26 protein-coding genes and 1 tRNA gene are annotated in these 26810 nt (G+C 63.8%); 6 read left to right on the forward strand and 21 right to left on the reverse strand.

The genetic code is table 11. From position 1 onward, the window contains the following. Positions 1-144: 144 nt before the first annotated feature. Positions 145-393, forward strand: coding sequence for a hypothetical protein (locus tag A9762_RS23150; RefSeq protein WP_069344346.1), 249 nt, complete (start codon positions 145-147; stop codon positions 391-393). A gap of 116 nt (positions 394-509) precedes the next feature. Here A9762_RS23150 and A9762_RS23155 read toward each other — a convergent pair whose 3' ends face one another. From A9762_RS23155 to A9762_RS23170, 4 genes are all read right to left on the reverse strand, one after another. Beyond that, entirely contained in the window at positions 510-2237 is a 1728-nt protein-coding gene (locus A9762_RS23155; RefSeq protein ID WP_069344347.1) for an MBL fold metallo-hydrolase, read from the reverse strand. A gap of 245 nt (positions 2238-2482) precedes the next feature. Next, a complete protein-coding gene (locus A9762_RS23160; protein WP_083254222.1) occupies positions 2483-3502 on the reverse strand; it encodes an alpha/beta fold hydrolase in 1020 nt (339 codons plus the stop codon). A gap of 35 nt (positions 3503-3537) precedes the next feature. Beyond that, complete coding sequence (locus tag A9762_RS23165) at positions 3538-5124, reverse strand: NAD(P)/FAD-dependent oxidoreductase (RefSeq protein WP_069344348.1); 1587 nt, start codon at positions 5122-5124, stop codon at positions 3538-3540. A gap of 27 nt (positions 5125-5151) precedes the next feature. Then, positions 5152-6054, reverse strand: coding sequence for an SDR family oxidoreductase (locus tag A9762_RS23170; RefSeq protein ID WP_069344349.1), 903 nt, complete (start codon positions 6052-6054; stop codon positions 5152-5154). Positions 6055-6181: 127 nt separating this feature from the next. On the opposite strand from A9762_RS23170, the gene A9762_RS23175 reads away from it, so the two are divergent. Together A9762_RS23175 and purT are read left to right on the forward strand one after the other, a co-directional pair. Beyond that, positions 6182-6865: a TetR/AcrR family transcriptional regulator gene (locus tag A9762_RS23175; RefSeq protein WP_069344350.1), complete on the forward strand. Its 684-nt coding sequence runs from the start codon at positions 6182-6184 to the stop codon at positions 6863-6865. Between the two features lie 173 nt (positions 6866-7038). Next, complete coding sequence (gene purT, locus A9762_RS23180) at positions 7039-8241, forward strand: formate-dependent phosphoribosylglycinamide formyltransferase (RefSeq protein ID WP_069344351.1); 1203 nt, start codon at positions 7039-7041, stop codon at positions 8239-8241. A gap of 132 nt (positions 8242-8373) precedes the next feature. On the opposite strand, the gene A9762_RS23185 is transcribed toward purT, so the two are convergent. Both A9762_RS23185 and A9762_RS28715 read right to left on the reverse strand, forming a co-directional pair. Further along, positions 8374-8577, reverse strand: a complete 204-nt coding sequence (locus A9762_RS23185; protein ID WP_069344352.1) for a cold-shock protein — start codon at positions 8575-8577, stop codon at positions 8374-8376. 169 nt (positions 8578-8746) lie between these two features. After that, positions 8747-9046, reverse strand: coding sequence for a hypothetical protein (locus tag A9762_RS28715; protein WP_139133359.1), 300 nt, complete (start codon positions 9044-9046; stop codon positions 8747-8749). A 621-nt stretch (positions 9047-9667) separates the two neighbouring features. On the opposite strand from A9762_RS28715, the gene A9762_RS23190 reads away from it, so the two are divergent. Beyond that, positions 9668-10750, forward strand: a complete 1083-nt coding sequence (locus tag A9762_RS23190) for a diguanylate cyclase (protein ID WP_069344353.1) — start codon at positions 9668-9670, stop codon at positions 10748-10750. A 46-nt stretch (positions 10751-10796) separates the two neighbouring features. On the opposite strand, the gene A9762_RS23195 is transcribed toward A9762_RS23190, so the two are convergent. The 8 genes from A9762_RS23195 to A9762_RS23230 form a co-directional block, all read right to left on the reverse strand. Beyond that, complete coding sequence (locus A9762_RS23195; RefSeq protein WP_069344367.1) at positions 10797-11744, reverse strand: AEC family transporter; 948 nt, start codon at positions 11742-11744, stop codon at positions 10797-10799. A 56-nt stretch (positions 11745-11800) separates the two neighbouring features. Next, the gene (locus A9762_RS23200) at positions 11801-12556 is read right to left on the reverse strand and encodes a GntR family transcriptional regulator (protein ID WP_083254223.1); all 756 of its coding nucleotides are present in this window, start codon (positions 12554-12556) and stop codon (positions 11801-11803) included. Positions 12557-12659: 103 nt separating this feature from the next. Continuing rightward, entirely contained in the window at positions 12660-12980 is a 321-nt protein-coding gene (locus A9762_RS23205) for a hypothetical protein (protein ID WP_069344354.1), read from the reverse strand. Positions 12981-13422: 442 nt separating this feature from the next. After that, positions 13423-13611, reverse strand: a complete 189-nt coding sequence (locus A9762_RS23210) for a hypothetical protein (protein WP_069344355.1) — start codon at positions 13609-13611, stop codon at positions 13423-13425. A gap of 90 nt (positions 13612-13701) precedes the next feature. Further along, positions 13702-13908, reverse strand: a complete 207-nt coding sequence (locus A9762_RS23215; protein WP_069344356.1) for a hypothetical protein — start codon at positions 13906-13908, stop codon at positions 13702-13704. Between the two features lie 525 nt (positions 13909-14433). Then, the gene (locus A9762_RS23220) at positions 14434-14634 is read right to left on the reverse strand and encodes a hypothetical protein (protein WP_069344357.1); all 201 of its coding nucleotides are present in this window, start codon (positions 14632-14634) and stop codon (positions 14434-14436) included. Between the two features lie 2 nt (positions 14635-14636). After that, positions 14637-16247, reverse strand: coding sequence for a glycoside hydrolase family 18 protein (locus A9762_RS23225; RefSeq protein WP_083254224.1), 1611 nt, complete (start codon positions 16245-16247; stop codon positions 14637-14639). Positions 16248-16334: 87 nt separating this feature from the next. Beyond that, a complete protein-coding gene (locus A9762_RS23230) occupies positions 16335-17195 on the reverse strand; it encodes a winged helix-turn-helix domain-containing protein (RefSeq protein ID WP_069344358.1) in 861 nt (286 codons plus the stop codon). Positions 17196-17527: 332 nt separating this feature from the next. Between A9762_RS23230 and fghA the strand changes: the two genes are divergently transcribed. Next, positions 17528-18382 (forward strand): S-formylglutathione hydrolase, encoded by an 855-nt coding sequence (fghA, locus tag A9762_RS23235; protein ID WP_069344359.1) that lies wholly within the window; start codon positions 17528-17530, stop codon positions 18380-18382. Positions 18383-18417: 35 nt separating this feature from the next. Here the strand turns inward: fghA and pdxY are convergent, their stop codons facing one another. The 5 genes from pdxY to A9762_RS23260 all read right to left on the reverse strand — a co-directional run bounded on the left by pdxY (position 18418) and on the right by A9762_RS23260 (position 25378). Beyond that, the gene (pdxY, locus tag A9762_RS23240) at positions 18418-19275 is read right to left on the reverse strand and encodes a pyridoxal kinase PdxY (RefSeq protein WP_206093617.1); all 858 of its coding nucleotides are present in this window, start codon (positions 19273-19275) and stop codon (positions 18418-18420) included. Positions 19276-19510: 235 nt separating this feature from the next. Then, positions 19511-21607: an elongation factor G gene (fusA, locus tag A9762_RS23245; RefSeq protein WP_069344361.1), complete on the reverse strand. Its 2097-nt coding sequence runs from the start codon at positions 21605-21607 to the stop codon at positions 19511-19513. Positions 21608-21882: 275 nt separating this feature from the next. Beyond that, positions 21883-23526 (reverse strand): methyl-accepting chemotaxis protein, encoded by a 1644-nt coding sequence (locus tag A9762_RS23250; RefSeq protein ID WP_069344362.1) that lies wholly within the window; start codon positions 23524-23526, stop codon positions 21883-21885. 349 nt (positions 23527-23875) lie between these two features. Further along, entirely contained in the window at positions 23876-25030 is a 1155-nt protein-coding gene (locus A9762_RS23255) for a sialidase (protein ID WP_069344363.1), read from the reverse strand. A gap of 78 nt (positions 25031-25108) precedes the next feature. Then, complete coding sequence (locus A9762_RS23260) at positions 25109-25378, reverse strand: MoaD/ThiS family protein (protein WP_069344364.1); 270 nt, start codon at positions 25376-25378, stop codon at positions 25109-25111. A gap of 399 nt (positions 25379-25777) precedes the next feature. Here A9762_RS23260 and A9762_RS23265 point away from each other — a divergent pair, with 399 nt between their 5' ends. Then, positions 25778-26140 carry a hypothetical protein gene (locus A9762_RS23265; RefSeq protein ID WP_139133360.1) on the forward strand — a complete coding sequence of 121 codons (363 nt, stop codon included), beginning with the start codon at positions 25778-25780 and terminating at the stop codon, positions 26138-26140. A 124-nt stretch (positions 26141-26264) separates the two neighbouring features. On the opposite strand, the gene A9762_RS23270 is transcribed toward A9762_RS23265, so the two are convergent. After that, on the reverse strand, positions 26265-26453 hold the full coding sequence (locus A9762_RS23270; RefSeq protein WP_069344366.1) for a glycine zipper 2TM domain-containing protein: 189 nt from the start codon (positions 26451-26453) through the stop codon (positions 26265-26267). A gap of 281 nt (positions 26454-26734) precedes the next feature. Further along, positions 26735-26810 (reverse strand) — tRNA-Lys (locus tag A9762_RS23275).

Raw genomic sequence — 26810 nt, forward strand, 5'->3', positions numbered from 1 at the left:
AGTTCGCCGCTCGGGCGATCGCCGATGGCGCCGATACCGAACCGGTCGACGTCCGGGCGCCCTGACGCCATCGCATCCCCTGCGTACGTATGACGTCGGTTGCCGTTGCCGTCTCTCGCCACTACTCGAACTACGGAGTCTGTCATGAGCTACGCGTCGCATGAGCAGGTCTACGATTACCGCGCGGGCTATCGCATCCGCGTGCGTGCGTTTCAGAACGAGTACGCCGGGCCGTGGGACTATCTGGTGCAGGTGCTCAAGCACGACAAGCCAGAAGGCCCGGAAGTGCGCTCACCGGACGGCCATCGCGACAATCGCCTCGATGCTGAAATGGCGGGACGCAAGGCCGGGGAGCGAATCGTCGACGAATTGCTGGGGGATGGCGACGCCTGAGCGTTTGCGTATTCCGCGTTACGCGCCGGATGTCGTTTGATGCGCGACTCCCCCCGTACGGCGTCAAGGCGTCATGACGTCAAGCCGCCATGGGCGTGGAGCGTCAGAAGACCCCGTCAGTTGGCGTTCCCCTCGTCCAGCGAGCGCCACACGCCCTCGGACGACACCGCCGCGCGACCATCCTCCGCGAGCTTGTCGAGATGTGCACGCAGCGAGCGTCGGGCGACCCCGTGGCGCGCAGCAGGCACATCGGCGTAGACGACCGGAGTCAACGTCTCCACCGTTGCCGGACCGACCTGCCTGAGGGCTGCCAACGTACTCGCTTCCCGAGCGAGCCGATGCGCAATGAGCCGCGCGATCCGTTGTGCGGGACGATCCATCACGAACCCATGTCCCGGCGCCAGCCACTGCGGACCCAGCGCGGCCAGCGTCTCCAGCGACGCCAGATAGGTCGTCATGTGCCCATCCGGTGGATTGATGACGACCGTCGACCCCTGCATGACGTGATCGCCGGTGAAGACAAGCTTCACCTCATCAAGTCCGTAGCACAGATGATTGGCGGCATGCCCTGGCGTATGAATGGCGCGCAGGCGGCGGCCGTCCGGCAACGTCACCTCGTCGCCGTCCGTCAGGGTGACGTCTGGCACAAAGCTCGTGTCTTGCCCTTCGTCGTGGACGGCAGGCATGCCGTAAGTCGTCGCGTCCGTCTTCTCCTTCAATAACCGCGCGCCGGGCGAGTGATCGCGATGCGTATGGGTGACGAAGATTTGTCGCACGACGCCGGAGGTGGCGCGCAGGATCGCGTCGATATGCGCGGCATCGCCGGGGCCGGGGTCGATGACGGCCCACGCGTTCTGTGGACCGCCGCCCACAAGATAGGTGTTGGTGCCGGGGCCGGTCATCATGCCCGGATTCGAAGCGGTCAACCGCAATACGCCCGGCATGAGTTGCACGACCCGTCCGGGAACGATGTCGTAGCTGCCCGTCCCTTGTTCCTCGGGATCGATCAGCGTGAGTTCGGCCCAGGCCGGTTCGTCCGGCGTGACCGGCCATCGACCACGTTTCCCGTTGGCGAGCCGAGGTTGAATGCGCGGGATCTCCTGCAACGCACTGGCCGTCGCAATGGCTTGTGTGGCGGTGCCCATGCCGTCGAGCCATTGGAGCAGCTTGCGTGTGGGCGGCAACAGACGCAACTGATCCGCGTGCGCGAGCGCGTATTGCGGACGCATCCACCGATGGGCCGCCGTCTCGATCTGATCCACTTCGACGAGTTGATCCGCCGGCAGCATGGCAAGAAAGAAGCGCGTATCGAAGCGCTTGGGCAACGCCAGCGGTGTGACCCAATGACTCAGGTAGTGCAGATGACGAGGCGTGAGCCGCACGTTCGACGACTGGCAAAACGATGCGATGTCGATCGTTCCGTCGTGGAGTGCTTCGCGTTGCGCGCGCAGCGCATAGAGGCGTTGTTCGTCGAGTTTGGTGTCGGCAATGTCGACGTCCTGCGCAAACAGCACGCCGGTTTCTTCGAAGCATTCCCGGATGGCGGCGACGTAGTAATCGAGGCCGCCATCCGGAAGCTGGAGACGTGCGCTCGCTGTCTTGTCGTCGAGATCCTCGCAGACGGCATGGCCGCGGCGGTCTGCGGCGTCGACCACACCGCCGGGAAACACATAGGCGTCGGAGCTGAAATCGTTGGCGCGAACGGCACGTCGTAACAACAGCACTTCCATGCCGCTGGCGCGCTCGCGCAGCAGTACCAGACTTGCCGCCATGCGCAGCGACGAGCGGGGCGCTTCGCCGGAGGGGGACGGTGGCGTTTCGGTGCGACCGGGTCGATCTGCCATGGGACGTGCGCACGCAAGCCGCGCGAAATCAGAAAGTCCCTAGTGTGCCATCGGAAAGCGTCGACCGCAGGCCGGGCGACTCCCGATGCGCGGCGTGCCGGCCGTTCGGTTAGGGAAGTTTTGAAATCGAGACGCTACGACGCGGCAGCGAGTGGTCGGAAGGTTCGCGCGAGCGAGGAGCGCCACCATGTCATGTCACGCGGTCGTGCGACATGGTGAACGATGCCGCAACCCTTTCCGCTGCATCACGCAGCATCGTTAGCGGCTTGCGTCGGTACTGTCATTACGTCGTTGCGGGGACGGTAGTCATGCGTGGACGGCATTCGTGCGGTCACTTCCTGGAGCCATTGCATGGTCGCTTCGGGTTGCGTCACGGGCAGCATGTGGCCGCCGTCGACGAGCGCCAGACGTATGCGAGGATTGGCGACCGGCATGCGCTCGCCATGCTGACGGTAGTCGAGAATGCGGTCGCCACGCCCATAAAGAATGTCGACGGGCACCGTCAGCTCCGCATAGTGTGCGGCAAGCCCGGGCATGTCACGCTCTGCTGCAAGGATGTCGCCGCTACCGGCCTCGAAGTTACCCGGTCGAAATCCCAGCACGCCACCGCCGCGAATGAGGAAGTCTTTGGGCGCGTCCTCCGGGCCGAAGACGTAAGTGAGCGTCGTGCGTCCCGTCATCATGCCGACCGGCACGGCGAGCGTGCGCCCGACCCAGCGACGCCACCATGCACTGCGGATGGCGAGCGCCCGGAACGGGGCAGGGACGTCGGATACCGGTTGCGTGAGCGGCGCGATCAACGCGAGCGCGCCCACCCGTTGCGGATGATCGAGCGCGAGCCTCAGCGACACCGCGCCGCCGAGCGAATGCCCGACGACCAGCGGGCGATCCAGCGAGAGCTTGTCGATCACCTGGGCGACGACGTTGGCTTGCCATGCGATCGCGGCATCGCGCCCCGATGCGCGAGTGGAGTAACCCGACCCCGGCCGGTCGATGAGCACGATACGGTGCGTGTGGGCGAGCGCCGCGAGCGGCAGGTAGGCAAAGTTGCGTAACTGACCGCAAAGCCCATGAATGAATACGATCGCCGGGCCATGTCCGAAGTCGACGTAATGCAGTCGTTCTCCGTCGATCTCGAGAAACTGGCCATCCGGCGGCACGCTCGCTTCGGCGCGGTGCGCCACGCGCCGGGTGAACCGCATCAGAACGAACACCACGGCCGCGAAAGCGATGACGAGGCAGGCGAGCAGATAGGCAATGAGCATGGCGTCGTGTCGTAGCGCTGGATGAGGGAAGGGGGTCACTCAGAACGCATCGTAGCAAGGTGCGGTGCCGACTCGCGATGCGACGAGACGTCGCACTGCCGCGTGGCACGCCGCTCGAAGCGCATGACGCCGTCGTCGACGCGACTCCAGCGCATCAGGCGCAAATCACGCAAATAGCTTTGGTAGAACACCCAAGGCTTACGCCGGCCTTGCTTGGGTAGAACGCCTGCTGCCCGTTGAATGTAGCCCGACGTCAGTCCGATCGCGGGCAACTCGCCTTGCTCGCCGTCGCGCAGATGCGGCACACATGTGTCGGCGTCGTGCGCATTCATGTGATTGATGAGACGGCAGACGTACTGCGCGATCAGCTCGGCCTTCAGCGTCCAGGACGCATTCGTATAGCCGAAGATCGACGCCAGGTTCGGCACGTCGCTGTACATCATTCCCTTGTATGCCACGGTGTCGGCGAGTGCGACCGGTTTGCCGTCGACCAGCAGCCGTGCACCGCCCATCAGTTGCACGCGCAGGCCGGTGGCGGTCACCACGATGTCCGCTTCGAGCGTCTTGCCGCTCTTGAGCGCAAGCCCTGTCGGTGTGAAGGCTGCGATCTCGTCCGTCACGATGTCGGCGCGCCCGCTGCGCATCGCCTTGAAGATGTCGCCGTTCGGGGCCAGACACAGACGTTGATCCCACGGGTTGTAACGCGGCGTGAGATCACGTTCGACATCGGCATGACCCTGCACCTGTCGCGCGGCGCGCTTGATCAGCAGACGTCGGACTGCGTGCGGCCAGCGTCGCGCGGCGTTGTAGAAGCCGAGCGTGATCAGCACGTTCTTCATGCGCACGATGCGGTGTGCCGCACCGGCCGGCAACCAACTGCGCAGGCGCTCGGCCATGCCGTCGCGTTGCGGCATCGACAGAATGTAGCTGGGCGAGCGCTGCAACATGGTGACGTGAGCGGCGGTGGCGGCCATGCTCGGCAGCAGCGTCACCGCCGTCGCACCGCTGCCGATGACGACGACAAGTTTATCTCGGTAGTCGAGCGCTGCGGGCCAGTGCTGCGGGTGAACCACGGTGCCGTTGAACGACGTCATCCCCGGCCATGTGGGCGCATGACCGGCGTCGTAAGCGTAGTAGCCGCTGCACATGAACAGAAAGCGGCAGGTGATCGAGCGCGTCTCGCGATGGCCGTCGGCATCTGTGTGTTCGACGTCGAGTGTCCAGCGCGCCACGCTCGAATCCCAACGGGCCTCGATGACCTTATGTCCGTAGCGGATCCGGTCGGCTAGGCCCTCCGCGTGCACCGTCTCCTTGAGATAGTCGAGGATCTTTCCACCGTCGGCGATGGCCTGATCGCTCGTCCACGGACGGAAGCTGAAGCCGAGCGTGAACATGTCCGAGTCGGAGCGCACGCCGGGGTAGCGGAACAGATCCCACGTGCCGCCGAGCGATTGACGCGCTTCGAGCATCGCAAAACGCGTACCCGGGCAACGTTCGCGCAGATAGTGGGCGGCGGCGATACCGGACAGCCCGGCGCCGACGATGACGACGTCGAGACTCGAGAGGTTCGCACCGGCGCTGGCTTGATGAGCGGCTGGGGTAGCAGTGGCGTTGGTCGTCATGACGAGATCCTCGGACAGGTGATGGCGTCAGTGCGTGGACGATTCGGTCTTGGTGGGGTGCGCGCTGGCGGGGCCGGTTGCTCGCTTGCCCGACATAGCGGAGCGACGATAGAACCAGACGACCATGGCCTGATAGCTCGCCCCGAGCAGACGCGCCAGCTTGTCGACGCGGCGCGCATCGGAGCCCACGAGCACGCGCCGGGCGTTGCGCTGGACACCCGCCAGGATTTGCCGCGCGGCCGCATCTGCACTTGTCACGTCGATGAGTTTGTTGGCGCGACGGCGATGGGTCTGTGCGTCGATGCCGGTGAACGCGGCGATGCTGTCGTCGATGCGTGACGTCGTCACGATGTTGGTAGCGACGCCGCCCGGATGCACGCACGTACACGATACGGGCGAGCCCACCAGATCCAGCTCCATGCGCAGGGCTTCGGTGAAGCCGCGTACGGCGAACTTGCTGGCGTTATAGGCCGATTGTGTGGGCATCGCGATGATGCCGAAGAGGCTCGACGTGTTGACGATGTGACCGTCGCCCGAAGCGCTCAGGTAGGGCAGGAAGGCCTGCGTGCCGTGCACCACGCCCCAGAAGTTGATGTTCATCAGCCATTCGAAGTCTTCCTGACGCGCCGTCGCCACAGGCACCGACAGCGAGACGCCTGCATTGTTGAACACGAGGTTCACCTTGCCGTGGACTGCCGCCGTATCGCGTGCCCAGGCGAAAACGGCGTCGCGCTGGGCCACGTCGAGTTGTTGCGACGTCACACGTATGCCGAGCGCGCGACAGGCAATGGCTGTGTTGGCGACGCTGGCTTCGTCGATATCCGAGAGTGCGAGATGCGTACCTCGGCGGGCGAGTTCGAGCGCGAGCGAGCGGCCCATGCCCGAACCGGCGCCGGTGATCGCGGCGACCTTGTCCGTGAACGTCTTCATTGCGCTGTCTCCGTCTGGGGTGCGTCGTCGCCCATCCGTCTCGTCTTGCAAGGGCGCCCGCGCTACCTATAATGAGGTCATGCAAATTTGGTGTTGCGTGTCACCACTTTAGTTTTCCGTCCGTGTGATGTCAAATAGCGAAATGGAACAAGGACTCGAATCGAGGGATGCTGCGATGTCGGATGCAGTGGCGAAGGTGCCGGCCCAGGGGCGGCGCTACGGCGGTGTAGATCAGGCGCAGCGTGAGCAGGCGCGCCGTACGGCATTGATCGACGCCGCGACCGAGGTGTTTGGCACCGTCGGCTTTCGCCGCGCCACCGTGCGCGCGGTGTGCGGGCTGGCCAAGCTCAACGACCGGTATTTCTACGCGGCGTTTGCCAACATGGAAGATCTGCTGCGGGCGACCTACTCGTATCACGCGCAATCGTTGCTCGCACAGTTGCAGGCAGCCATCGCGGCGAGCGCCCCGACGCTCGATGCGCGTCTCGATGCCGGCCTCCACGCGTTCTTTTCTTTCCTGCGCAATCCGCATGCGGCGCGTGTGCTGCTGCTCGAAGTGATGGGGGTGAGTCCGGAGACGGACCAGACCTATCAGCGCTACATCTTCGAATTCGCGAAACTGATTCTTGGCATGGCGTCGACGCCCGAGCCGGAAGGCGATGAGGCACAGGCGCAAGCGCGCATCGTCGGCCTGGCGCTCGTGGGCGCCATGACCAACGCGGGGACGGCATGGGTGCTCATGGGCTATCACGACACCGAAGCCTGCATGGTGGCGAGCTGTCGTCGCGTGTTGCGCGGCGCGCTGGCCTGACGCACGACGCTTTCGTCCTTGGGTTCCTCGGTCCTGCGATTGTCGAAGGCCGCCGCAGCGGAGGGCAGGCTCGCTACAATACGTCTTTCCCGTACGACGCCCGTGAGGTGAGATCGTCCCGCGCTCGCCTTTGCCGTCGTCGCCCCTAATTCCTCACTCTTCAAAGGTCGCAAATGACCACTATCGGAACCCCGCTGTCGCCGAGCGCGACGAAGGTCATGTTGTTGGGCGCTGGCGAACTCGGCCGTGAAGTGCTTATCGCGTTGCAGCGTCTCGGTGTCGAGACGATTGCCGTCGATCGATACGAGAACGCGCCGGGCCAGCAGGTGGCGCATCATGCGCGCACGATCGCGATGACCGATCCCGAGCAACTCAAGGCGCTGATCGAGGCGGAGAAGCCGGATCTGGTCGTGCCGGAGATCGAGGCGATTGCCACGCCGATGCTCGAAGCGCTGGAGGCCGACGGTGTCGTGCGCGTGATTCCGACCGCGCGCGCCGCGCGTCTGACGATGGACCGCGAAGGTATCCGCCGTCTGGCTGCCGAAACGCTGGGTCTGCCGACGAGCCCTTACCAGTTCTGCGACTCGCTTGAGCAGTTGCAGGCGGCCATCGACGGCGGCATCGGGTATCCGTGCATCGTCAAGCCGGTCATGAGCAGCTCGGGCAAGGGGCAGAGCAAGATCGACAGCGCGGCCGATGTGAAGGCCGCCTGGGACTATGCGATGGCGGGCGGACGCGTGAGCCATGGCCGCATCATCGTGGAAGGTTTCATCGACTTCGATTACGAGATCACGTTGCTGACGGTGCGCGCACGCGGCGCCGACGCCCAGGTCGAGACGCACTTCTGTGCGCCGATCGGACACAAGCAGGTGAGTGGCGACTATGTCGAGAGCTGGCAACCGCACCCGATGTCGTCCGTCGCGCTCGAACGGGCGCGTCTGATTGCACGCGAAGTGACCAACAATCTTGGCGGGCAGGGCATCTTCGGTGTCGAGTTGTTCGTGAAGGGCGACGATGTGTGGTTCAGCGAAGTCAGCCCGCGTCCGCATGACACGGGCATGGTGACGATGATCACGCAGTGGCAGAACGAGTTCGAACTGCACGCGCGCGCGATCCTCGGGCTGCCGGTGAACACCACGCTGAAGACGCCGGGTGCGAGTGCCGTGATTTACGGCGGTGTGGATGCGAAGGGCATCGTGTTCGACGGTGTCGATCAGGCGCTGCAGGTGCCGCAAACGGACATTCGTCTGTTCGGCAAGCCGGAGAGCTTCGTCAAGCGCCGCATGGGCGTGGCGCTCGCTTACGACGACGATCTCGATGTGGCGCGCAGTCGTGCGGTGGAAGCCGCCAGTCGCGTGAAGCCGCGCGCGGTCTGACGCAGCGCAGTATCGCCCAGCCATGAAAAAACCCCGCCTCGGCGGGGTTTTCAGTTCGGGCGGCGGCTAGGGTTAGCGCACCGCCCGAGGCGCGTCGATCGCGTGAGCGATCGCTCAGCCAGTCACCAGACCTTACAGCGGCTGGATTTGGCTAGCTTGACGGCCCTTCGGTCCCATCTTCACTTCGAAGCTGACCTTCTGGTTTTCTTGCAGCGACTTGAAACCCTTCGATTGGATTTCCGAGAAGTGAGCGAAGAGATCTTCACCACCTTCGTCCGGCGTAATAAAACCAAAACCCTTGGCGTCGTTGAACCACTTGACGGTACCAGTTGCCATTTCTTAAATCCTTAAAGTTTTCAAATGAGCGAGCGAGATGCTCAGCGAGCGCATGACATTAAAGCTGATCAGGTACAACCGAGTTGACGCAGAGGGCGACATTAGATGACACAAGACTCGCCATACAACGTTCATGCACCCGTTTTTTTACGGGAAAGGTGGGAAGGTGTCAAGCAGGGAAACTGTGGGATTGTTGATCCACGCCAGTTTCCAGCCATTTTTCGCTGCGATGCGACATGCATTCGGCATTGCCGGACGGCCGGTCTGCGAGATTGCGCCACATCGCGCCATCGCCCGCATTCGACGCCATCTCCGTGGCATCGAAGTCTTTGATCGTCCAGCAATCCCTACGCGTCAGCGTGTCCGATTTTCCCGCTTGCCGGGAAGTGTGGTGACTGAAGTGAGACATGGCGATGCGTCGTTTCCCAAGCGCCTGGGATGAAAAAATGCAGCGCGACGCGGTGCGCACAGGTGGCGTTGTGGTGCAGACACAACGGGCACATCGCCAACTCGATGTTTCATGCTTGCGTCATCGCGGCGTGCACCGAAGTTAGCGCGGTGCATCGCTTATGCCGACCTTAAGCATGACTTCATGCCGGTGAGCTTCTTGTCCTCGATAGCGCAATGCGTACCTGATGCTTTTGATAGGTGTGTCGATGCGATGGCGGCTGGCGTCCGGTGATTGTGAAGTGGCCGATGGTGAGTCGTTTCGTTGCATTAGCGGGGAGGTTGTGGCGTGAGTTTGTCGTCTGCGATGTTGTATGCCAGCCTCACCCGGTACGGTGGACGACTGCCCGCCCGGACATCGTCATGCACCACGATGGACGGATTTTGTGCATCGCCGCATTGCTTTCATGCGAAGTCAGTATTTTCCCTAGCACGGCAGAAAGCGCACACCAGTGCTCGATTTCACGACGGCAAAATAGATTCTCATCACCCTTAAATTTGATGGGCATGTGCCGTTAACGGCCTCATGATGGCCGCATGGTCGCTTCACGACGGCATTGCAACATGCGTCGTCATGAAGTCATCATGGTGGGGCAAGCACGCTAGGCGGCCGCGCAGTGCCGCGTGTCTTTCGAGACCTTACGTGGCAACCAATCAGGCACCGACGCTCGACGCATTGCAATCGCTGCTGGAAACCGTCCAGCGCAACGAGCGCTCGCTAAAACGTTTCCAGGACATCGAGCTGGCGCTCATGGGCGCGCCGGACTTCGGTCAATTCCTCGAAGTGGTGCTCAATCGTCTGCGTCACGATTTCGATCTGTCCGGCGTGCGCCTGATGCTCGCAGAAGTCGACGACACGTTGCGTGACCTCATCGATACCGCCGAAGGCATTCGTGCGCTGGATGCCGGTCTGTGCATTGCGCAGGATGCCGGCACCTTCAGCGCCGTATGCGGCAACGGACAACTCTGGATCGGGGCGCCCCGTGAGCGCCACGCGTCGCTGTTCGGCGCGCGTCCTCCCGCGAGTGCGGTCGTCATGCCGCTTGCCCGCAACGGGCGTCACATCGGCGTGATCGCGCTGGGTAGTCGCGACGCGCGACGCTTCGCGCCTGAAATGGCGACCGATTTCCTCGAACGTTTCGGCGCGGTCGTCGCCGTGTGTCTCGAGAACATGTGGAATCGCGAACGTCTCAAGCGCATCGGCCTGACCGACCCGCTGACGGGCCTGTCGAACCGGCGCTACTTCGATCAGCGTTTGCGCGAGGAGGTGGTGCGCGGCGCACGTTATGGCGCGCCGCTCGCGTGTCTGCTCATCGATATCGATCATTTCAAGCGCGTCAACGACAGCCACGGCCATGCCACGGGTGATCGCGCCTTGCGTGCGGCGAGTGCGTGTATGCGTGCGCAGCTTCGCGTGACGGATACGTTGGCGCGTTACGGCGGCGAGGAGTTTGCCGCGTTGCTCGTGCAGACCGAACAGAACTGGGCGGGGACGGTGGCGGAGCGCGTGCGACGTGCGGTGGCGCGACTGGAAGTGCCCGACGACGATGGTGCGCTCGTGCCGCTCACGATCTCGATCGGGTTGGCCAGTATCGATCCGCGCGACACTGCGGATCCGGAAACGCTGCCGATGCGTTTGCTCGGTGCCGCCGACGCGGCGCTATACACCGCAAAACGCTCGGGCCGGGATCGCGTGGTCGTCGCGCCGTCGGTGAGTCTGCGCTAGCGTGGTCATCCCGCGCACCTGCCTTGTATCGCCTGACGCTCGCCGATCACCGAAGGCTGAACCAGCCGATCAGCAACGATACCGTCACTACCGAAAGCACCGTCGAAATCAGAATCGCGCGTGATGCGACGGCGGCTTCACGTCCATACAGTTGCGCAAGCATGAATGGTCCGGTGCCGATGGGCAGCGCCGAGAGCAGCAGCGCGCTATGCGCCCAGATCGACGGCAGATCGAACACGCGGAATGCCAGAAACGCCGTGATCGCCGGTTGAAACACCAGCTTCAGCCCTACGAGACGCCCCACAGCGTGAGCGATGCGCGGCTCCTTCGCGGCGCCCGCACTTTGTGCGAGAAACATGCCGATCGCGACCAACGCGCATGGGCTGGCGGCGCCGCCGAGCAGCGTGGTGAAGTGCAGCACGGGGGCGGGCAGTGCGATGCCTGCGGCCGCGAACGCCATGCCGGCGAACGGCGAGACGACCAGCGGATTGCGGATCAGCGCACGCACCACGAAGCCGGCGGTTCGACGCCAGTCGGGTGTCGCTTGCAGATCTGTCTCGATGATCGCAATCGAGATCGCGAAGAGCACCGTCGCCGTGAGCAGCATGGCGACGACCACGGCCGGCACGCTCGCCGGGCCGAACGCGACAAGACACAGCGGAAAGCCCATGAACCCTGCGTTCGGATAGGCCGCGCCCATGCCTTCGATGCTCGCGTCGGTCAGCCGTCCCCGGACCGTGCGGTCGAGCAGAAACGACAGCGCGAACGTGGCCGCCATCCCTCCGCCGAAAGCGCCCAGGAATCCAGGATTGAAGAGTTCCGCCCAGGTGATTTGCGCCATCGACTGGAACAGCACGGCGGGCAGCGCGAGGTAGACGACGAAGCGATTGAGCGCGTCGAGCGCGGTGGTGCCGAGCCAGGCGCGACGCGCACAGAGGTAGCCCAGGAAGATCAGGCCGAAAACAGGAAAGGCGGCGGAGATGACGGCTTGCATGATGGCGGGTCGGTGCGATGCCGTCGGTTCGACGGCATCAGGTCCAGTCGGTCGGTTCAGTTCGAGGGTGTCAGGCGGGCGAGCCATTCACGACGCGCGTTCCCGCCGTCGGCCTCGGTGTGTTCGCGGGCCGCGGATTCTGCGCCATCGGCATCGCCTGCCGCAATGCGCGCCACGATTTCGCCATGCTCGTGCCAGACGACTTCCTGCATCGGCAGCGCGTCGAGCGTCGCTGCCATCGCGCGCATGATGTGCGGCCACTGCGGCGCCACCGTCTGCGCGATCAGCGGATTGCCCGACGCATCATGCAGTGCCGTGTGGAACGCCACTTCGATACGCACCTGACGTGCCACCGGCGTACCGCGTGTCATCGCCATGCCGGCCGCGACAGCGTCCTGCAAGCGTCGCAAGTCGGGCGCAGGCAGCGTACCGTCGACCACGCGATGCGCGGCGAGTCGGGCTGCCAGTCCGTCGAGTGCAGTGCGCACCTGATAAAGCTGACGCAAATGATCCGGGTCGATCGGCGCGACTTCCAGTCCCTGACGTCCGCTGTCGCAGACCAGACCGTCGCGTTTGAGCAACTGCAACGCATGGCTGACGGGTTGACGCGACACGCCGAGCGAGTCCGCCAGTTCCGCCTGCCGGATGCGTTCGCCCGGGGGGAGCGTGAGGTCGGCGATGGCGTCGCGCAGGCGCGAGTAGACCTGATCGATTAGGACCGGTGAACTGGCCAGCGGCGCAAGCGAGGGCTGTGAGCCCAGCGAGATGCGCTGGGCGTCGGAATTGAAATCGGAATCGGCAGGAGACGACATGTCATTCCGGCGTTCGCCGGTGATTCGTGATATCTGGAATTCCGAATTCTACGCGTAACGACGGACGACGGCGCGACTTTTTTCGTCACAGCGACGGGCGGGGTTAATCCAGTTCCGGCGGCCAGACGGATGCGGATGAGGTGGGAGAGGTGGGGGAAGTTGGAGAGGCCGTACGCGCAGGCGTCTGTAAAAGCGCCTGCATGGTGGTGCGGGTGCGCTGGAGGCGCCGCGCGAGCGCCCAGGCTTCGGCTTCGGTTTCGAACAGCCCCACGATCAGGTGCGGTTCGGCGGCGAACCCGTCCGAAAACAAGCCAACGTTCTTGGCGATCATCTCGCTGGCGCGTTCGACGGAGACCGTGTACTGGCGCGGCGAACGATACTGGTTGACGACGACGGCAAAGGCGCGGGAGAACGCGTCGGACATGCGGAAACCTCCTCTGTCGGCACGGCGCGATCCCTGTTGACGTTGCGGCGGGAGCACGCACATGGCGTTGCACTTCCGGTGATTGTAGGCGATGGCGCGCCGCATGGCAGAACAAAACGGGACAACGCGCGATACAGCGCGATAGCGCCAGAATCTCGGGGTGTGCCACTCGGCGATGTCATAAAAAAAGCCGCCGAGCGGGTCGGCGGCGCAACAGAGAGGGTGACAGCGCAACCGAAGTTGCCGTAGATCAGCTTAGGTCGCGGCGATGACATCGTCATGACCGCCGACAGGATTCGAAGGGAATACGCAACCCTTGCCGCGCACTGGGGGCGCACGCGGCGCAGGCATCGAAAGTCGCGAGAAAAAGCCGCTCACTGCGTGCTTCGCACGCTGTCGACCTTCCTCGTTCGACGCGGGTCTTGCGTAAGCGCGACGCCGGCTATACGAGCACCGGGAGCGCCTCCACGACCAGGAACGCGACGAGCGCACCGACCACCGCGCCGGCCGCACGCAAGCTATAGCGCGTGGTACGGGTGGCAACTGGGATGCCGCCAACGAGTAGCGCACCGGCCACTGCCATCGGCAGGAACAAGGTCAGGTCGTAGAGATTGAAGTGGAATACGGGCATCGTTCTTATCTCCTCTCCTATGTGCCTTTCCACTATAGGACGCTGTTCGAGGATGCCCAAGTTTGGTGCGACGCAGCATGTTGCTGCCGTTCAGTCTTCCTGGCGGACCGCGTGCATCTTGCGACGCGCGTTCCACATCGCCATGTCTTTGCGCGTACGCACGCGTTCGCTGATGTTGATGCCGGTCGGTTGCGCTTGCGACTTGGAGACGGCGACGTCACTCGCCTCGCTGCGCGCCTGCACCATCATGACGAGCGTAAATAGCGAGGCGGCTAGCGCCAGCAGGATCAGCTTCATAAGGCCCCCGGTGAATCCCTGGTGAATCTGGTCGTTATTAATCGTTATCGGTCGTTATCAACCGCTATGGCCGTGATGGCCCGACAGGATCGTTGTGATCGCCATCGTGCGTCGTCGCGCTCGTTCTGGCCAGCCCTTTACAGGGCCGTGCCGACGGGCGTTTCGCGACGCGTCTGTCATGCACTGCTGAGGGACGTCGCTGCCACAACTGCCTGACAGGCGGGTGCCGGGGCCTCGGGGTGTCTCACTGCCATTTGCATCGCCGGCATCATAGCGGGCGAATGTGACATCTTTCCGGGGTTTCCCAAAACCTGGCCGCGCGACGCAGCGCAGCAAGGCGTGACGTGTCCTCTACCGTATAGCGACGCGTGCAGCGAAAAGTTTAGAAATCGTGACGATTTTTTCCTGACATGGGCCGTGAACGCTATATCGATGCGCTCACGGCCCGTGCCTAGCGGGCACAGCGGCAGGCAGGGCTGTCGACGTTGCCCACGTTTTCTACGCTTGCTACGTCCCCGAATGGACTTACGGTTGCCCGGAAATGTCGTCGTTTCGTCGCCCGCGCGCCGCACGCTCCGGAAGCGCCATCGCCGCGAGCGATGCGACCGCCGCCCCCGCCTGCGCGAGTTCGTGCATGACGTCCGGCGACATGCCGAGCGACACCGAAAGCCCTGTCAGGCCGGCCCACGTCGACGGTTCCAGCAGTCGAGACAGGAGAAAGCGCATGATCATTCTCCTGTCGACTCGTCGAGCGACGTCTTCCCGCTGAAGTAGAAGGGCGTCATGTCGATGTGCGACACCGTCGCCTTCTGCCCGAGGCCTTCGTGTGCGGCGTTGGCCAGCACCCCGTTGTCCTGATCGATGGTCCATGTGAAGAGACCGCCGAGGCCGTTGCGTTTGACGTAATCCCCCTTGGCCCGCACCGTGCGTGGCGTGTCGAGCGACATGAACAGACCGCTGGACGGTTGGTACAGAAAGTCCGCGTCGGCGACCGGATCGGTGTAGAGCGCGAAGCCATGACGCGCCGTGCCGTTTTCCAGATCGAGGTAATTGCGCAGCACGTCGTAGTACTCCGTCGTGCCCGATTCGAACGTACCGACGGTGATGTCGTCGCCCGGCGAATAGGCGCCCGACAGGGCGCTGACCTGTGTGATTTGCGCCTGAAGCGCGTTACGCGAGTAGGCCGCGTAGCCGATATGCACCTTGGCGAGCGGCACGCCGGCCTGCCGCAACCAGTTCACCGCACGGTCGATGGAGAAGCCACCGGCGTCGGCTGGGTTCGTGTCGTGCAGATTGGTGTGATGGGCGAGCGTCGGTGCCCACGGCGTGCCGAAGAAGTCATACGTCATCAGGTTGATGCGCGAGACGCCAGCGGCGATCAACCCCGGCAGATTCGCGTGACGCATGTCGGCCACGTTGGCCGAAGCGGCGATCGAGATTTCCACGTCCTTGCGTCCTGCGGCCACGAGGGCCTTTTTCAGATCGCTAACGAGCGCTGCGTAGTTCGGACCGTCCGTATCGTCGTACACGTTGCCGTCGTCGCCGGGTGAGCCGGGGTACTCCCAGTCGAGATTGATCTCGGTGAACATCGGGAAGCGCTTGAGCAAGTCGACGACGCTCGCACAGAACGTCTTGCGTCGCGCGCTGGTGCCGGCCATGCCGTGAAACGCCTGACTCATGGTCCAGCCACCGATGGCGAGGGCGAGTTTCAGCGCCGGATTCTTCGCGTGCAACAGACGCAATCCGCCGAGCACCCCCTGCGCGCGTGACTGCTGGAACATCGGCATGACGTCGTTGCTGACCCATCCCGGAAAACCGCAGTTGCGATAGGCGAGCACGTCGCCCCAACTATCGACGAAGGTGGCCTGATCCGGCTTGCGTACGAAGTCGGTCGCCGCGCGCGCAATCGTCTGCGCTTTCTCACCCTGATCGCCGACGATGCCCGCGAAGCCCACGATCAGCCGATCGTAGGCGAAGGGGTCGAGCAGCATCAGATCGACGCCGCGTCCGGCGGCCTCGTTGCTGAAGTCGCCGTCGAGGCGTCCGTCGTATTGCGACCAGTCGGTGTAGTAACCGGAGACCTCGAATGCGTTCTTTGCGTAGTGGTTATAGACACGCCGGGCAACCCGCGCCGAGGTGTACGACAGTTGCGTCGTGCTGGTCGCGGGATCGAAGCCGTTCTGCGCGTAGGTCGCCTCGCTTGCCCCGTCTTGCGGGTCCGTCGGGTAGACGAGTTCGCTCTGCGCGGTGGCTGTTGCCGCTTGCGAGGCAGTCTCGGTGATCTGTGACGTTTGTTGAGGTGCGCGGGGCGTCGGGATGTTACGAGTGGTATCGGACATGCTGTGGCTCCTGAGAGTTTATGGACAGATGCCGTCGCCGGGCGGCGCTGGCCGCTGCGGCATCGGCGTGACCAGCGTCGCGTTCGCTCAGCGGTCGCGCCAGCGCAAACGACGTGTCAGCGCGCGCAGTGCGTGAAGTGCGAGGCGAGCGAGATGCCACGTCGCCGACATCCCCGTGCCGGCGCGTTGCGGTGCGCCTGGCGTTTGCGCTGACACATCTGTCGGATCCGGGGTGCGCGTAAGCGCGGTATCGCAAGACGCGAAGCGATAACCGACGCGTGGCACCGTGACGATGTGCCGGTGCAGCCCGAGCGGGATGAGTTTGCGTCGAAGGCGGGAGACGACTTGCATCAGATTCGTGTCGTCCTGATCGGGACGCGCCGGCCAGAGCATCGCGATGAGCGTACGTTTGTCATGGACGACATCGACGGGGGAACGCAGCGCACACAGCAGGCGGTACTCGATCTGCGGAATCTTCACGATGACGCCATGGCGTCGCACCTCGCCGTGCCCGTCGCGGGCGACGCCATGCTGAAGTGGCAACGCAAGCGACGTGACGCCCGTCGAATCGTCAATGCATAACGCCTCGGTTGTGGCATGAGGACGTGACGGCCCTGTGGTGGGCTTTGCGGTGGCTGTAGCGAGCGAGGGCGACGGCATGTCGAAGCGATACCCGACGCGGGCGACGGTGACGATGGCGCGTTGCAGACCGAGCGGGGCGAGCGAGCGCCGCAGACGCGAGACGAGTTGCACGAGCGCGGCGTCTTCCATCCATTGGGCGCGCCGTCCCCACAGCGCTTCCATCAACGCATGCTTCTCGAACGCCGTGCCCGCGCGCCCGGCGAGCAGCACCAACAAACGCTTTTCCTGCTCCGACAGACGTGCGGCAATGCCGTTGTGGTGGACGAGATTGGTCACATCGTCGAGATCGAAAGGCGACTTCGGCATGGGGCGCTCCTGGTAACGAGTAAGGGACGCCAACCGTAGCGACGCGTATTCGCCTGTCACAAGGCATCAAGCGAGCGCAAGCCCATCACAGCACGCCATAGCCCGACGGATGCCGGGCAGGTGCTGGAGGCATGCCAGACAACGCGTCGGCCATGGCGGGCGTCGACAGGTACGCTGTTCTCGTCGAGTGCCTAGGCGATGTCACGCATCGTGCCCGCAAGGTAAGATAGCAGCCGTATGTCGCCACAGGCGGCCGGTCGGGCTCGATGCATGAGAGGCCGCGTCACCGCCGGATGCCATGGCCGACGCCCCGTACACTCCCGGATCCCGTCATGCTCGAACTCCTTTCCGAACATCGCTGTTTCGGCGGCACCCAGCGTTTCTATCGTCACACGTCGTCGACCATCGGCCTGCCGATGCGTTTTTCTGTCTTCATCCCGCCACAAGCGCGCGACGGCCGTGCCGTGCCTGCACTGTTCTATCTCGCGGGTCTCACGTGTACCGAAGAGACGTTCATGATCAAGGGCGGCGCGCAATGGCTTGCCGCCGAGCACGGTGTGGCGCTGATCACGCCCGACACGAGCCCGCGAGGTGCCGGTGTGCCGGGCGAGACCGACGCGTGGGACTTCGGCGTGGGAGCAGGGTTTTACCTCGACGCGACACAGGCGCCTTGGTCGACGCACTACCGCATGTACAGCTACATCGTCGACGAGTTGTATGACCTGGTGACGCAGTCGTTGCCGGTCGATGCCGAGCGCATCGGCATCTTCGGGCATTCGATGGGGGGCCATGGTGCGTTGACGCTTGCATTACGCAATCCCGACAAGTTCCGGTCGGTCTCGGCGTTTGCGCCGATTGCCGCGCCGATGCATTGCCCGTGGGGCGAGAAAGCGTTCACCGGGTATCTGGGCGCGGATCGTGAGACGTGGCGTCAGTACGACGCGAGCGAGCTGATCGCAAAGGCGGGCAAAGCCGTGTTCCCGGGCGGCATCCTGATCGATCAGGGGCTGAACGACCAGTTCCTTGCAGCGCAACTGCATCCGGACATCTTCGAGCGCGCATGCCGCGAGGCGGGACAGCCGCTCAACCTGCGTCGTCAGGACGGCTACGACCACGGCTACTACTTCATCCAGACCTTCATGGCGGACCATCTGTCGCATCACGCCGAGCATCTGCGCGCGTACTGAAGCGCCACCCGCTCAACGTCTTCCGACTGACGACGTCACACCGCTCGCGCTTCGTAACGGCGCGGCGGCGTGACGATCTCGTCCTGCGCGCGGACGATTTCCAACTCGTAGCGCCCCGCCAGATGCGTGACGGACAGCACCGCATCGACAGCGGCCAGCGTATGCTCGAACGCCGCGCGAACCGTATCGCCCTTGAGCAGCCGCGCGAGAAACACGCCTGAGGTCAGGTCGCCCACGCCCACCGGGTGACGCGAGAACGGATAGAGCGGGCGCGAGCCGTGCCATGCCTCGTCGTTCGTCACGACGAGCATATCGAAGCGGTCTTGCGGCTTGCCTGCGTACTCCAGATGTTTGACGAGCACCATCTTCGGCCCGCGCGCGAGCAGAGCGCGGCACGCGGCAACGGCATCGTCGAACGTATCGATCGGATGCTGCGAGAGCTTTTCCAGTTCGAGATGGTTCGGCGTCATGATGTCTGCGATGCCGGGCATGTGCTCGACGAGATCCTGCTCGATCCCCGGTTTGACCTGACATCCCTTTTCCGGATGCCCCATCACAGGGTCGCAAAGATAGATCGCAGCGGGATTGGCCTGTTTGACGCGTTGCACCGCCGCGCGCACGAAGCTCGCCTGCTCGGGGGCGCCCAGATACCCGGACAGGACAGCGTCGCAACTGCCCAGTTCGCCGATGTCCGCGATGCCGTCGACCAGTCGCAGGATTTCCTCGCTCGGCAGGGCTTGGCCCGTCCATTTGCCGTACTGCGTGTGGTTCGAGAACTGGACGGTGTTGATCGGCCACACGTTGACACCGAGGCGTCGCATCGGAAAGTCGGCGGCGCTGTTGCCGGCGTGGCCGAAGACGACGTGGGACTGAATGCTGAGGACGTTTTTCATCATGATGTTGCGGGGGGAGGGGAGACGGGGGGCTTCTCGGGACTGTCAGGGACTCGCAAAAAACAACGCCCGCAAGCGATACGCCCCCGATCCTGAGACAAAGGCGCTGGCGCTGCGGGCGTTGGTCGCCGGTGACGCAGGCGACGGCGCATGTTGCACCGCCGTTCCTGCGCATCGGCGCTTTACTCCACCGTGACGTTGCGCCGACTTCGACTACGAAGGCGACGCAGCGTTGTCACTTCTTCGACGTGACGATGGCGTCGGCCACGTTCTTCGGTGCCTCGGCGTACTGCTTGAACTCCATCGTGTACGTTGCACGGCCTTGCGTGAGCGAACGCAGCGAGGTCGAGTAGCCGAACATCTCCGAGAGCGGCACCTCGGCGCGAACGATCTTGCCGCCGCCCACGATGTCGTCCATGCCCTGCATGATGCCGCGACGTCCCGAGAGGTCGCCCATCACGTTGCCCATGAACTCTTCGGGCGTTTCGACTTCCACGGCCATCATCGGTTCGAGCAGTACCGGCTCGGCCTTGCGCATCGCTTCCTTGAAGGCCATCGAGCCGGCCATGCGGAACGCGTTTTCGTTCGAGTCGACGTCGTGGTACGAGCCGAACGTCAGCGTGACCTTCACGTTGACGACCGGATAGCCCGCGACCACGCCGTTGTTGAGCGTCTCGCGAATCCCCTTGTCCACTGCCGGGATGTACTCGCGAGGCACCACGCCGCCCTTGATGGCGTCGACGAACTCGTACGGCTTTTCCTTGTCCGGTTCGAGCGTGATGACGACATCGCCGTACTGGCCGCGTCCGCCCGATTGCTTGACGAACTTGCCCTGAACGTCCTCGACTTTCTTGCGCACAGTCTCGCGATACGCAACCTGCGGCTTGCCGACGGTTGCCTCCACGCCGAACTCACGGCGCATGCGGTCGACGAGAATTTCGAGGTGCAGTTCGCCCATACCGGAGATGATCGTCTGGCCCGATTCCTCGTCGGTCTGCACGCGGAACGACGGATCTTCCTGCGCCAGACGGTTGAGCGCGAGGCCCATCTTTTCCTGGTCGCCCTTGGTCTTGGGCTCCACCGCCTGCGAGATCACCGGCTCCGGGAACTCCATCTTTTCCAGGATGATGACGTGGTTCGGGTCGCACAGCGTGTCGCCCGTCGTCGCTTCCTTCAGCCCCACGGCGGCCGCGATATCGCCGGCGCGTACTTCCTTGAGTTCCTGACGCGTGTTCGCATGCATCTGCAAGACGCGTCCAAGGCGCTCCTTCTTGCCTTTGAGCGGGTTCAGCACCGTGCCGCCGGACTCGATCACGCCGGAGTACACGCGGAAGAAGATGAGCTGGCCGACGAACGGGTCGGTCATGATCTTGAAGGCGAGGGCGGAGAACGGTTCGTCGTCCGACGGGTGGCGCTCGATTTCCTTGTCGTCTTCGTCGTGACCGGCAATCGCGGGCACATCGACCGGCGAAGGCAGGTACTCGATGACGGCGTCGAGCATGGCCTGCACGCCCTTGTTCTTGAACGCGGTGCCACACAGCATCGGCACGATTTCACCGGCGACCGTGCGCTTGCGCAGGCCTTCCTTGATCTCGTCTTCGGTCAGCGTGTCGCCGCCGAGATACTTCTCGAGCAAGGCCTCACTGGCTTCGGCAGCGGCTTCGATCATCTTCTCGTGCCATTCCTGCGCCGTGTCCTTGAGGTTCTCGGGAATATCGACGTACTCGAACTTCACGCCCTTCGACTCTTCGTCCCAGACGATGCCCTTCATCTTCACCAGATCGACCACGCCCAGGAAGCCATCCTCGGCGCCGATGGGAATCTGGATGGGCACGGCATTGCCGCGCAGACGCTCGTGAATCTGCTTGTGCACGCGGAAGAAATCGGCGCCCACGCGGTCCATCTTGTTGACGAACGCGATGCGTGGCACCTTGTATTTGTTGGCCTGACGCCAGACCGTTTCCGATTGCGGCTGCACGCCGCCGACCGAGTCGTAGACCATGCACGCGCCGTCGAGCACGCGCATCGAGCGTTCGACTTCGATGGTGAAGTCGACGTGTCCCGGCGTGTCGATGATGTTGATGCGATGTTCGGGGAAATTGCCGGCCATGCCGCGCCAGAAGCAGGTCGTCGCCGCGGACGTGATCGTGATGCCGCGCTCCTGTTCCTGCTCCATCCAGTCCATCGTGGCAGCGCCTTCGTGGACTTCACCCAGCTTGTGGTTGACGCCCGTGTAGAACAGGATCCGCTCGGTCGTCGTCGTCTTGCCGGCGTCGATGTGAGCGCTGATGCCAATGTTTCGGTAGCGCTCGATGGGGGTCTTTCGGGCCACAGTACACCTCTTCTCAGACGGTGGGGAAAAAGCATAGCAAGCAGCCATCATACTCCAATGTCGCACTGCCGCGCTGAGCGCTCCATCGCCCGCCAGACCAGCGTGGACGGGGCTTTGCAGCGATGTGCGACAGCGCGTCGCGCGGTGCGATGGCCTGACGTTCGGCGAAAGACAACGCCCCGGCGAAAGGGCCGGGGCGTCGGGACATGCGAGAACTCAGACGATGCTGCGCGAGGTCGGCGCGTGCTTCATGAGCCTCGTGGGCCTCATGGGTCTCATGCGACCTGCCGTTGACGCGAGAACGCCAGCACGGCGCCGCGCGGGCCGTTCGCGGCCAGATCGGTGTCGTCGTCTGCGGCCGTCATGGCGTCGCCACCGGGCAACCGGAAGACCGCCACGGCCTCACGCAGGTTGCGCGCCTGATCTTCGAGCGAGCCGGCGGCGGCCGTGGCCTGCTCGACGAGCGCGGCATTCTGCTGCGTGACCTGATCCATCTGCATGACGGCGGTATTGACCTGCTCGATGCCACCCGATTGCTCGCTCGACGCTGCCGAGATTTCACCCATGATGTCCGTCACGCGCTGCACGGCCTGCACGATATCCGTCATCGTGCGCCCGGCGTCGCGCACTTGCGAGGAGCCGTCCTCGACCTTGCCGACGGACGTCTCGATGAGCGACTTGATCTCCTTGGCGGCCGCCGCGCTGCGTTGGGCGAGTGTCCGGACCTCGCCGGCGACGACGGCGAACCCGCGTCCCTGCTCACCCGCACGTGCGGCTTCCACGGCGGCATTGAGCGCGAGAATGTTCGTCTGGAAGGCGATGCCGTCGATCACCCCGATGATGTCGTTGATCTTGGTCGAGCTCGCCGCGATCTCCTGCATCGATGTCACGGCGCGCTCCACCACGCGACCGCCTTCACCGGCGATCTCCGAGGCGTTCGACGCCAGTTGGCTGGCCTGGCGTGCATTGTCCGCATTCTGTTTGACGGTAGCCGTCAGTTGCTCCATCGACGATGCCGTTTCTTCAAGCGATGCGGCCTGTTCTTCAGTGCGCGAGGAGAGGTCGGTATTGCCCGCGAGCAACTGGCCCGATGCCGAAGCGATGGCGGCAGTGCCGCTGCGCACGCGTCGCACGATCTGGTCGAGGCTTTCGTTCATGTGTTTGAGGGCGGCCATCAACTGGCCCGTCTCGTCACGGCTCGTCACGTCGATACGGCTCGTGAGATCGCCCTGCGCGACGCGTTCGGCGACCTCGACGGCGCGCGCGAGCGGACGCGTGATGCTGCGCGTGACCGACCAGGCGGCCAGAATGCCGACGAAGGCGGCAACCGCACCCAGCCCGACGAGCAGCCACTTCGCAAAGGCGATGTCGGCGCTCGTGGCGGCCCCCGTCTCATCGAGAATCTTCTTCTGGAACGTGACTAGTTCGGCGGCCTCGGTCTGCATCGTGTCGAGCGCCGGTAGCGCTTGCTGCTGCGTGATGCCGAGTGCGATATCGCGCTGATCGTTGTCGAGCTCAGCGATGATCGCGGCACGCGCCTTCTTGAAGGCTTCGTTCTGTTCGCGAATGCCGGCGATCAGCCGCTTGCCGTTCTCCGTCGTGACGTACTTGTCGAGCAAAGCCTGTGCTTCGCCCATACGTGCGAGGTTCGCGTCAATGCGCTCGTTGTATGTCGAGCGCTGTGCCGGGTTCGTGGTGGTGAAGAACTCCAGGAGACGTCGCCCGTTGCCGCGCACCATGGCGTCGATCGTGTGGGCAGCGTCGGCCTTGGCCCAGGCGCTGTTCAGCAGCTCCTCGTTGGCGCGTTCTATCGCGACGAAACGCACCAGGGTGATGACTAGCATGCTGAGAAGCAGAACGAGCAACGTGCCGAAACCGATGGCCAGACGGGTTCGGATCTTGAGGTCGGCGATGCGCATAGAGAATGACTCCTTTTAGAGATTTGATGCCGGGCAACACGGGTGGCGTGTCGCCGATGGCGTTTCGAGGAGTGGTCGCCGGTTTGCCGTAGTACGCGTCGATACCGGGATGAGGCGCGACGCAACATTGGCTCACGCGCCAGGCTCGGCACGTGTGACATGTCCGGCGACGCGTGACGGGGGGATTCGATGAAGCCAGTCCGTCTCATTTCGTATACGACACGAAATACCCGAACTGAAGGTTTCCTACAGCGAAACGGGGTAAACGACGAGATGAGCGAGGTGGTCGATTCCGACGCAATCGTTGGTGCGAGCCGTGGGGCGAGGCTCGCACGTCGATTTAGAGGTTTCAGACAAAACGAACGGCATAGATTGGTGGCAGGTGCGTCGACAGGCTTTGCCATTGCTCGCCGGCGTTTTCGCCGATCCAGAGCGCGCCCGTGGTGGAACCCATGGCGAGCGTGCTGCCGGTGGCATCGATATCGAGGCCGTGACGATAGATGAGGTCGTAGGAGGGCACGTCCGGCAATCCCTGCGAGAGGGTAGTGAACGACTCGCCGCCGTCGCGCGTACGCGTGACGACCAGTCGTGCATCGACAGGGATGCGGCAGGCGTCACGCTGGGCCGGTGCGAACCAGGCGACATCCGGATCGTGCGGGTCGACCGCCACCGCGAAGCCGAAACTCGATGGCGCGGCCTGAATGCGTCGCCACGACGTGCCGTAGTCGAGCGTGCGGAAGATGCCATTGTGATGCTGTGCCCACAGGGCGTTGGGCGCGTCGCGACACTGGACCAGACGGTGAACGTCTTGCGCGTTCGGATCGAGGCGGCGTTCGGGCGGCATGTAGTCGGCTTCCATGCCGGTTGCCGCGAGCGCCCACGTATCGCCGCCGTCGCGCGTTCGCCAGACACCGCCGGTCGACACCGCGACCATCACCTGACGGCTATCGTGAGGGTCGATGCAGATCGAATGAATGCCCGCGTGATCGTAGCCGCCGCCCATCCATTCGGCACGTTCCGGGCGATCCCACAGGCTCTGCACCAGTTGCCAGTGACGGCCATGATCGTCCGAGCGGAACAGACCGCCGGGGATCGTGCCTGCCCAGAGCACACCGGGGGCATCGGGGCCGGCAGCTTCGAGCGACCAGAGCAGATCGACCGACGGTGCTTGCGTGTCGGTGGCGGTGGTAGTGGCGGAGGCGGAGGCGGCGAGGGCGGTATCGGTCGGGGCGTCAGGCGACGCTTGCGGCGCGAAGGCCGGTGGCGGAAGTTCCGTCCACTCGTTTGCGTCGCGTGGGCGGCACCACAGTTTCACGCCGAAATGTCCGAGATTGAGCGCTGCGTAATCCGTGCCGTCGCGCGCATCGTGCAACACCATGCTGACCGGTTCGCCCGGAAAATCCGGCGTGCTCGACGTCAATCGCCACGTGTCGTTATTGCGTTGCCACGTGAACAACCCCTTGCGCGTCGCGACCAGTAACGTCGCACCGGTGACGTGTTCCATGTTGCTCCTCCTTGGCTGGCGCCGGGCTTTCCGTGTTGTCGTGGCCGGCGTGGCTTTTTGCGATGGTGATCGCTGAGGTCATCCCCCCGAGAGCGCTTGCGCGACGTAGACGCTGCTCGCACTTGTCAGTCCGTCGCCCAGCGTGCGTCGGTCGCGAATCAATCGTCCGTCTACGAAAACCGCGACGTGCGGACGCAGGGACCCCTGATCGTTGAAGAGATATCCGCGCAGCTCGGGCGTGCGCGATACGCACTGCGTCAGCGCTTCACGCACGCTGGCGCCGTCGACGTGCTGCTCGTCGATGGTCACATGACGTTGGATGGCGGGGGCGAAGGTCACAGTCGCCATGGCGTGCGGGGCAGGTGCCGTCCGGGCGAACGCTCGTCAGACCTGCGGAGATCGTCGTCAATGGGACTTCCAGTGTAGACAATGAGGATCATCTGCATAGCGGGCATCCCGGAATCGTTGCCGATCTGTTGTGTGTGCGCCGCGCTATGTATGCCGGGAAATAGCGCAAGTCAGCGGAAATCAGCGCAAATCGAACGCATATTGCGTGGGTGCGCTGAGTGCAGAGCGCTATTTGGTGTCCTTTGCATGACGCACGACGAGTTTCGAGGCGCGTGAAGCGTGATCGTAGGGTGTGGCATCGCATATCGGACACTCCCCAACCCCATTCCCCCCGTTATTGGTCACCATTATCAGAGTGCCCGCGCGCGAGGTGCCGCAGGCAAATTCCAGGAGGGAGTGATGGCAAGACTCAAAGGAAAAGACATCGGGATGGGGCGTTGGTCGGACGCGGCGATCAAACGTCAGTGGCGTTTGCATCGGGATGGCGAGGCATCGCACACGGTCGACCCGGCGGTGCGGCGTCCGCCGGAGTTTTCGAAGTGCGAGGGGCATTTCGTGTGGAGTGTGCGTCAGGCGGCGTTCATCGGTCGTCACGATGACCCGGCCAGGGGCGGAGGGCGTCAATATGCAACGTGCACCGCGCAAGCGAAGCGTTACGAAAGCGTTGTTCAGGCGAGGGCAGCGGGCGACGCGCTGGTCGGCGACGTGCTCATCATGTACGGCTACGCACCGAATAGTCCGCTGTACGTGGTGGGCCGTTGACGGCATCGATCGCACTGCGCCAGCCGCGTTGTGAATGCGCACATGCCGTGGTGCGCCGTGCGCGACGTACCGCTACCCGGCCGGTCAACATGACAGGTCGGGTAGCAACGTCAATCCTGCGGGATTACTTACCGAGTTCGTGCCCGATCACACCGCCGACGACGGCACCGCCGATGGTCCCGGCCGTGCTGCCGCCGGTGGCTTCGTGACCGATGACGCCGCCCGCTGCTGCGCCACCCAGCGTGCACCCGAGGATGGACGAACCCATCGCGAGCGCTGTGATGACAACGAGTATCGACTTCGCCATTTTCATGATGCGTCTCCTGTAGCAAATGCCAGCCACGCGCCGCGCAGCGACATGAGTTCAGCTTAGGGCGCGGCTGCCTTGTGCACCATCGGTTGCGGCTGAATTGACTGTAGGAATTGGACGACAGCGTCTCCATGCGAAGGAGACGTTGATCTCGGCGTGGTGGCGCGAGACAGCGGCATTGGATCGCCGTGCGAGATAGTCATGGCAGGTGCAAGCGAGCACTGTGCGGAAACCTCGCGCACAAACGACAAGGGCCGCACATCGTGCGGCCCTTGCGAGGCATCTGGTGGGGCGTGAGTGACTCGAACACTCGACCTACGGATTAAGAGTCCGCTGCTCTACCAACTGAGCTAACGCCCC

The sequence above is a fragment of the Pandoraea sp. ISTKB genome (genome assembly GCF_001721285.1).
Classification (GTDB): Bacteria; Pseudomonadota; Gammaproteobacteria; order Burkholderiales; family Burkholderiaceae; genus Pandoraea; species Pandoraea capi.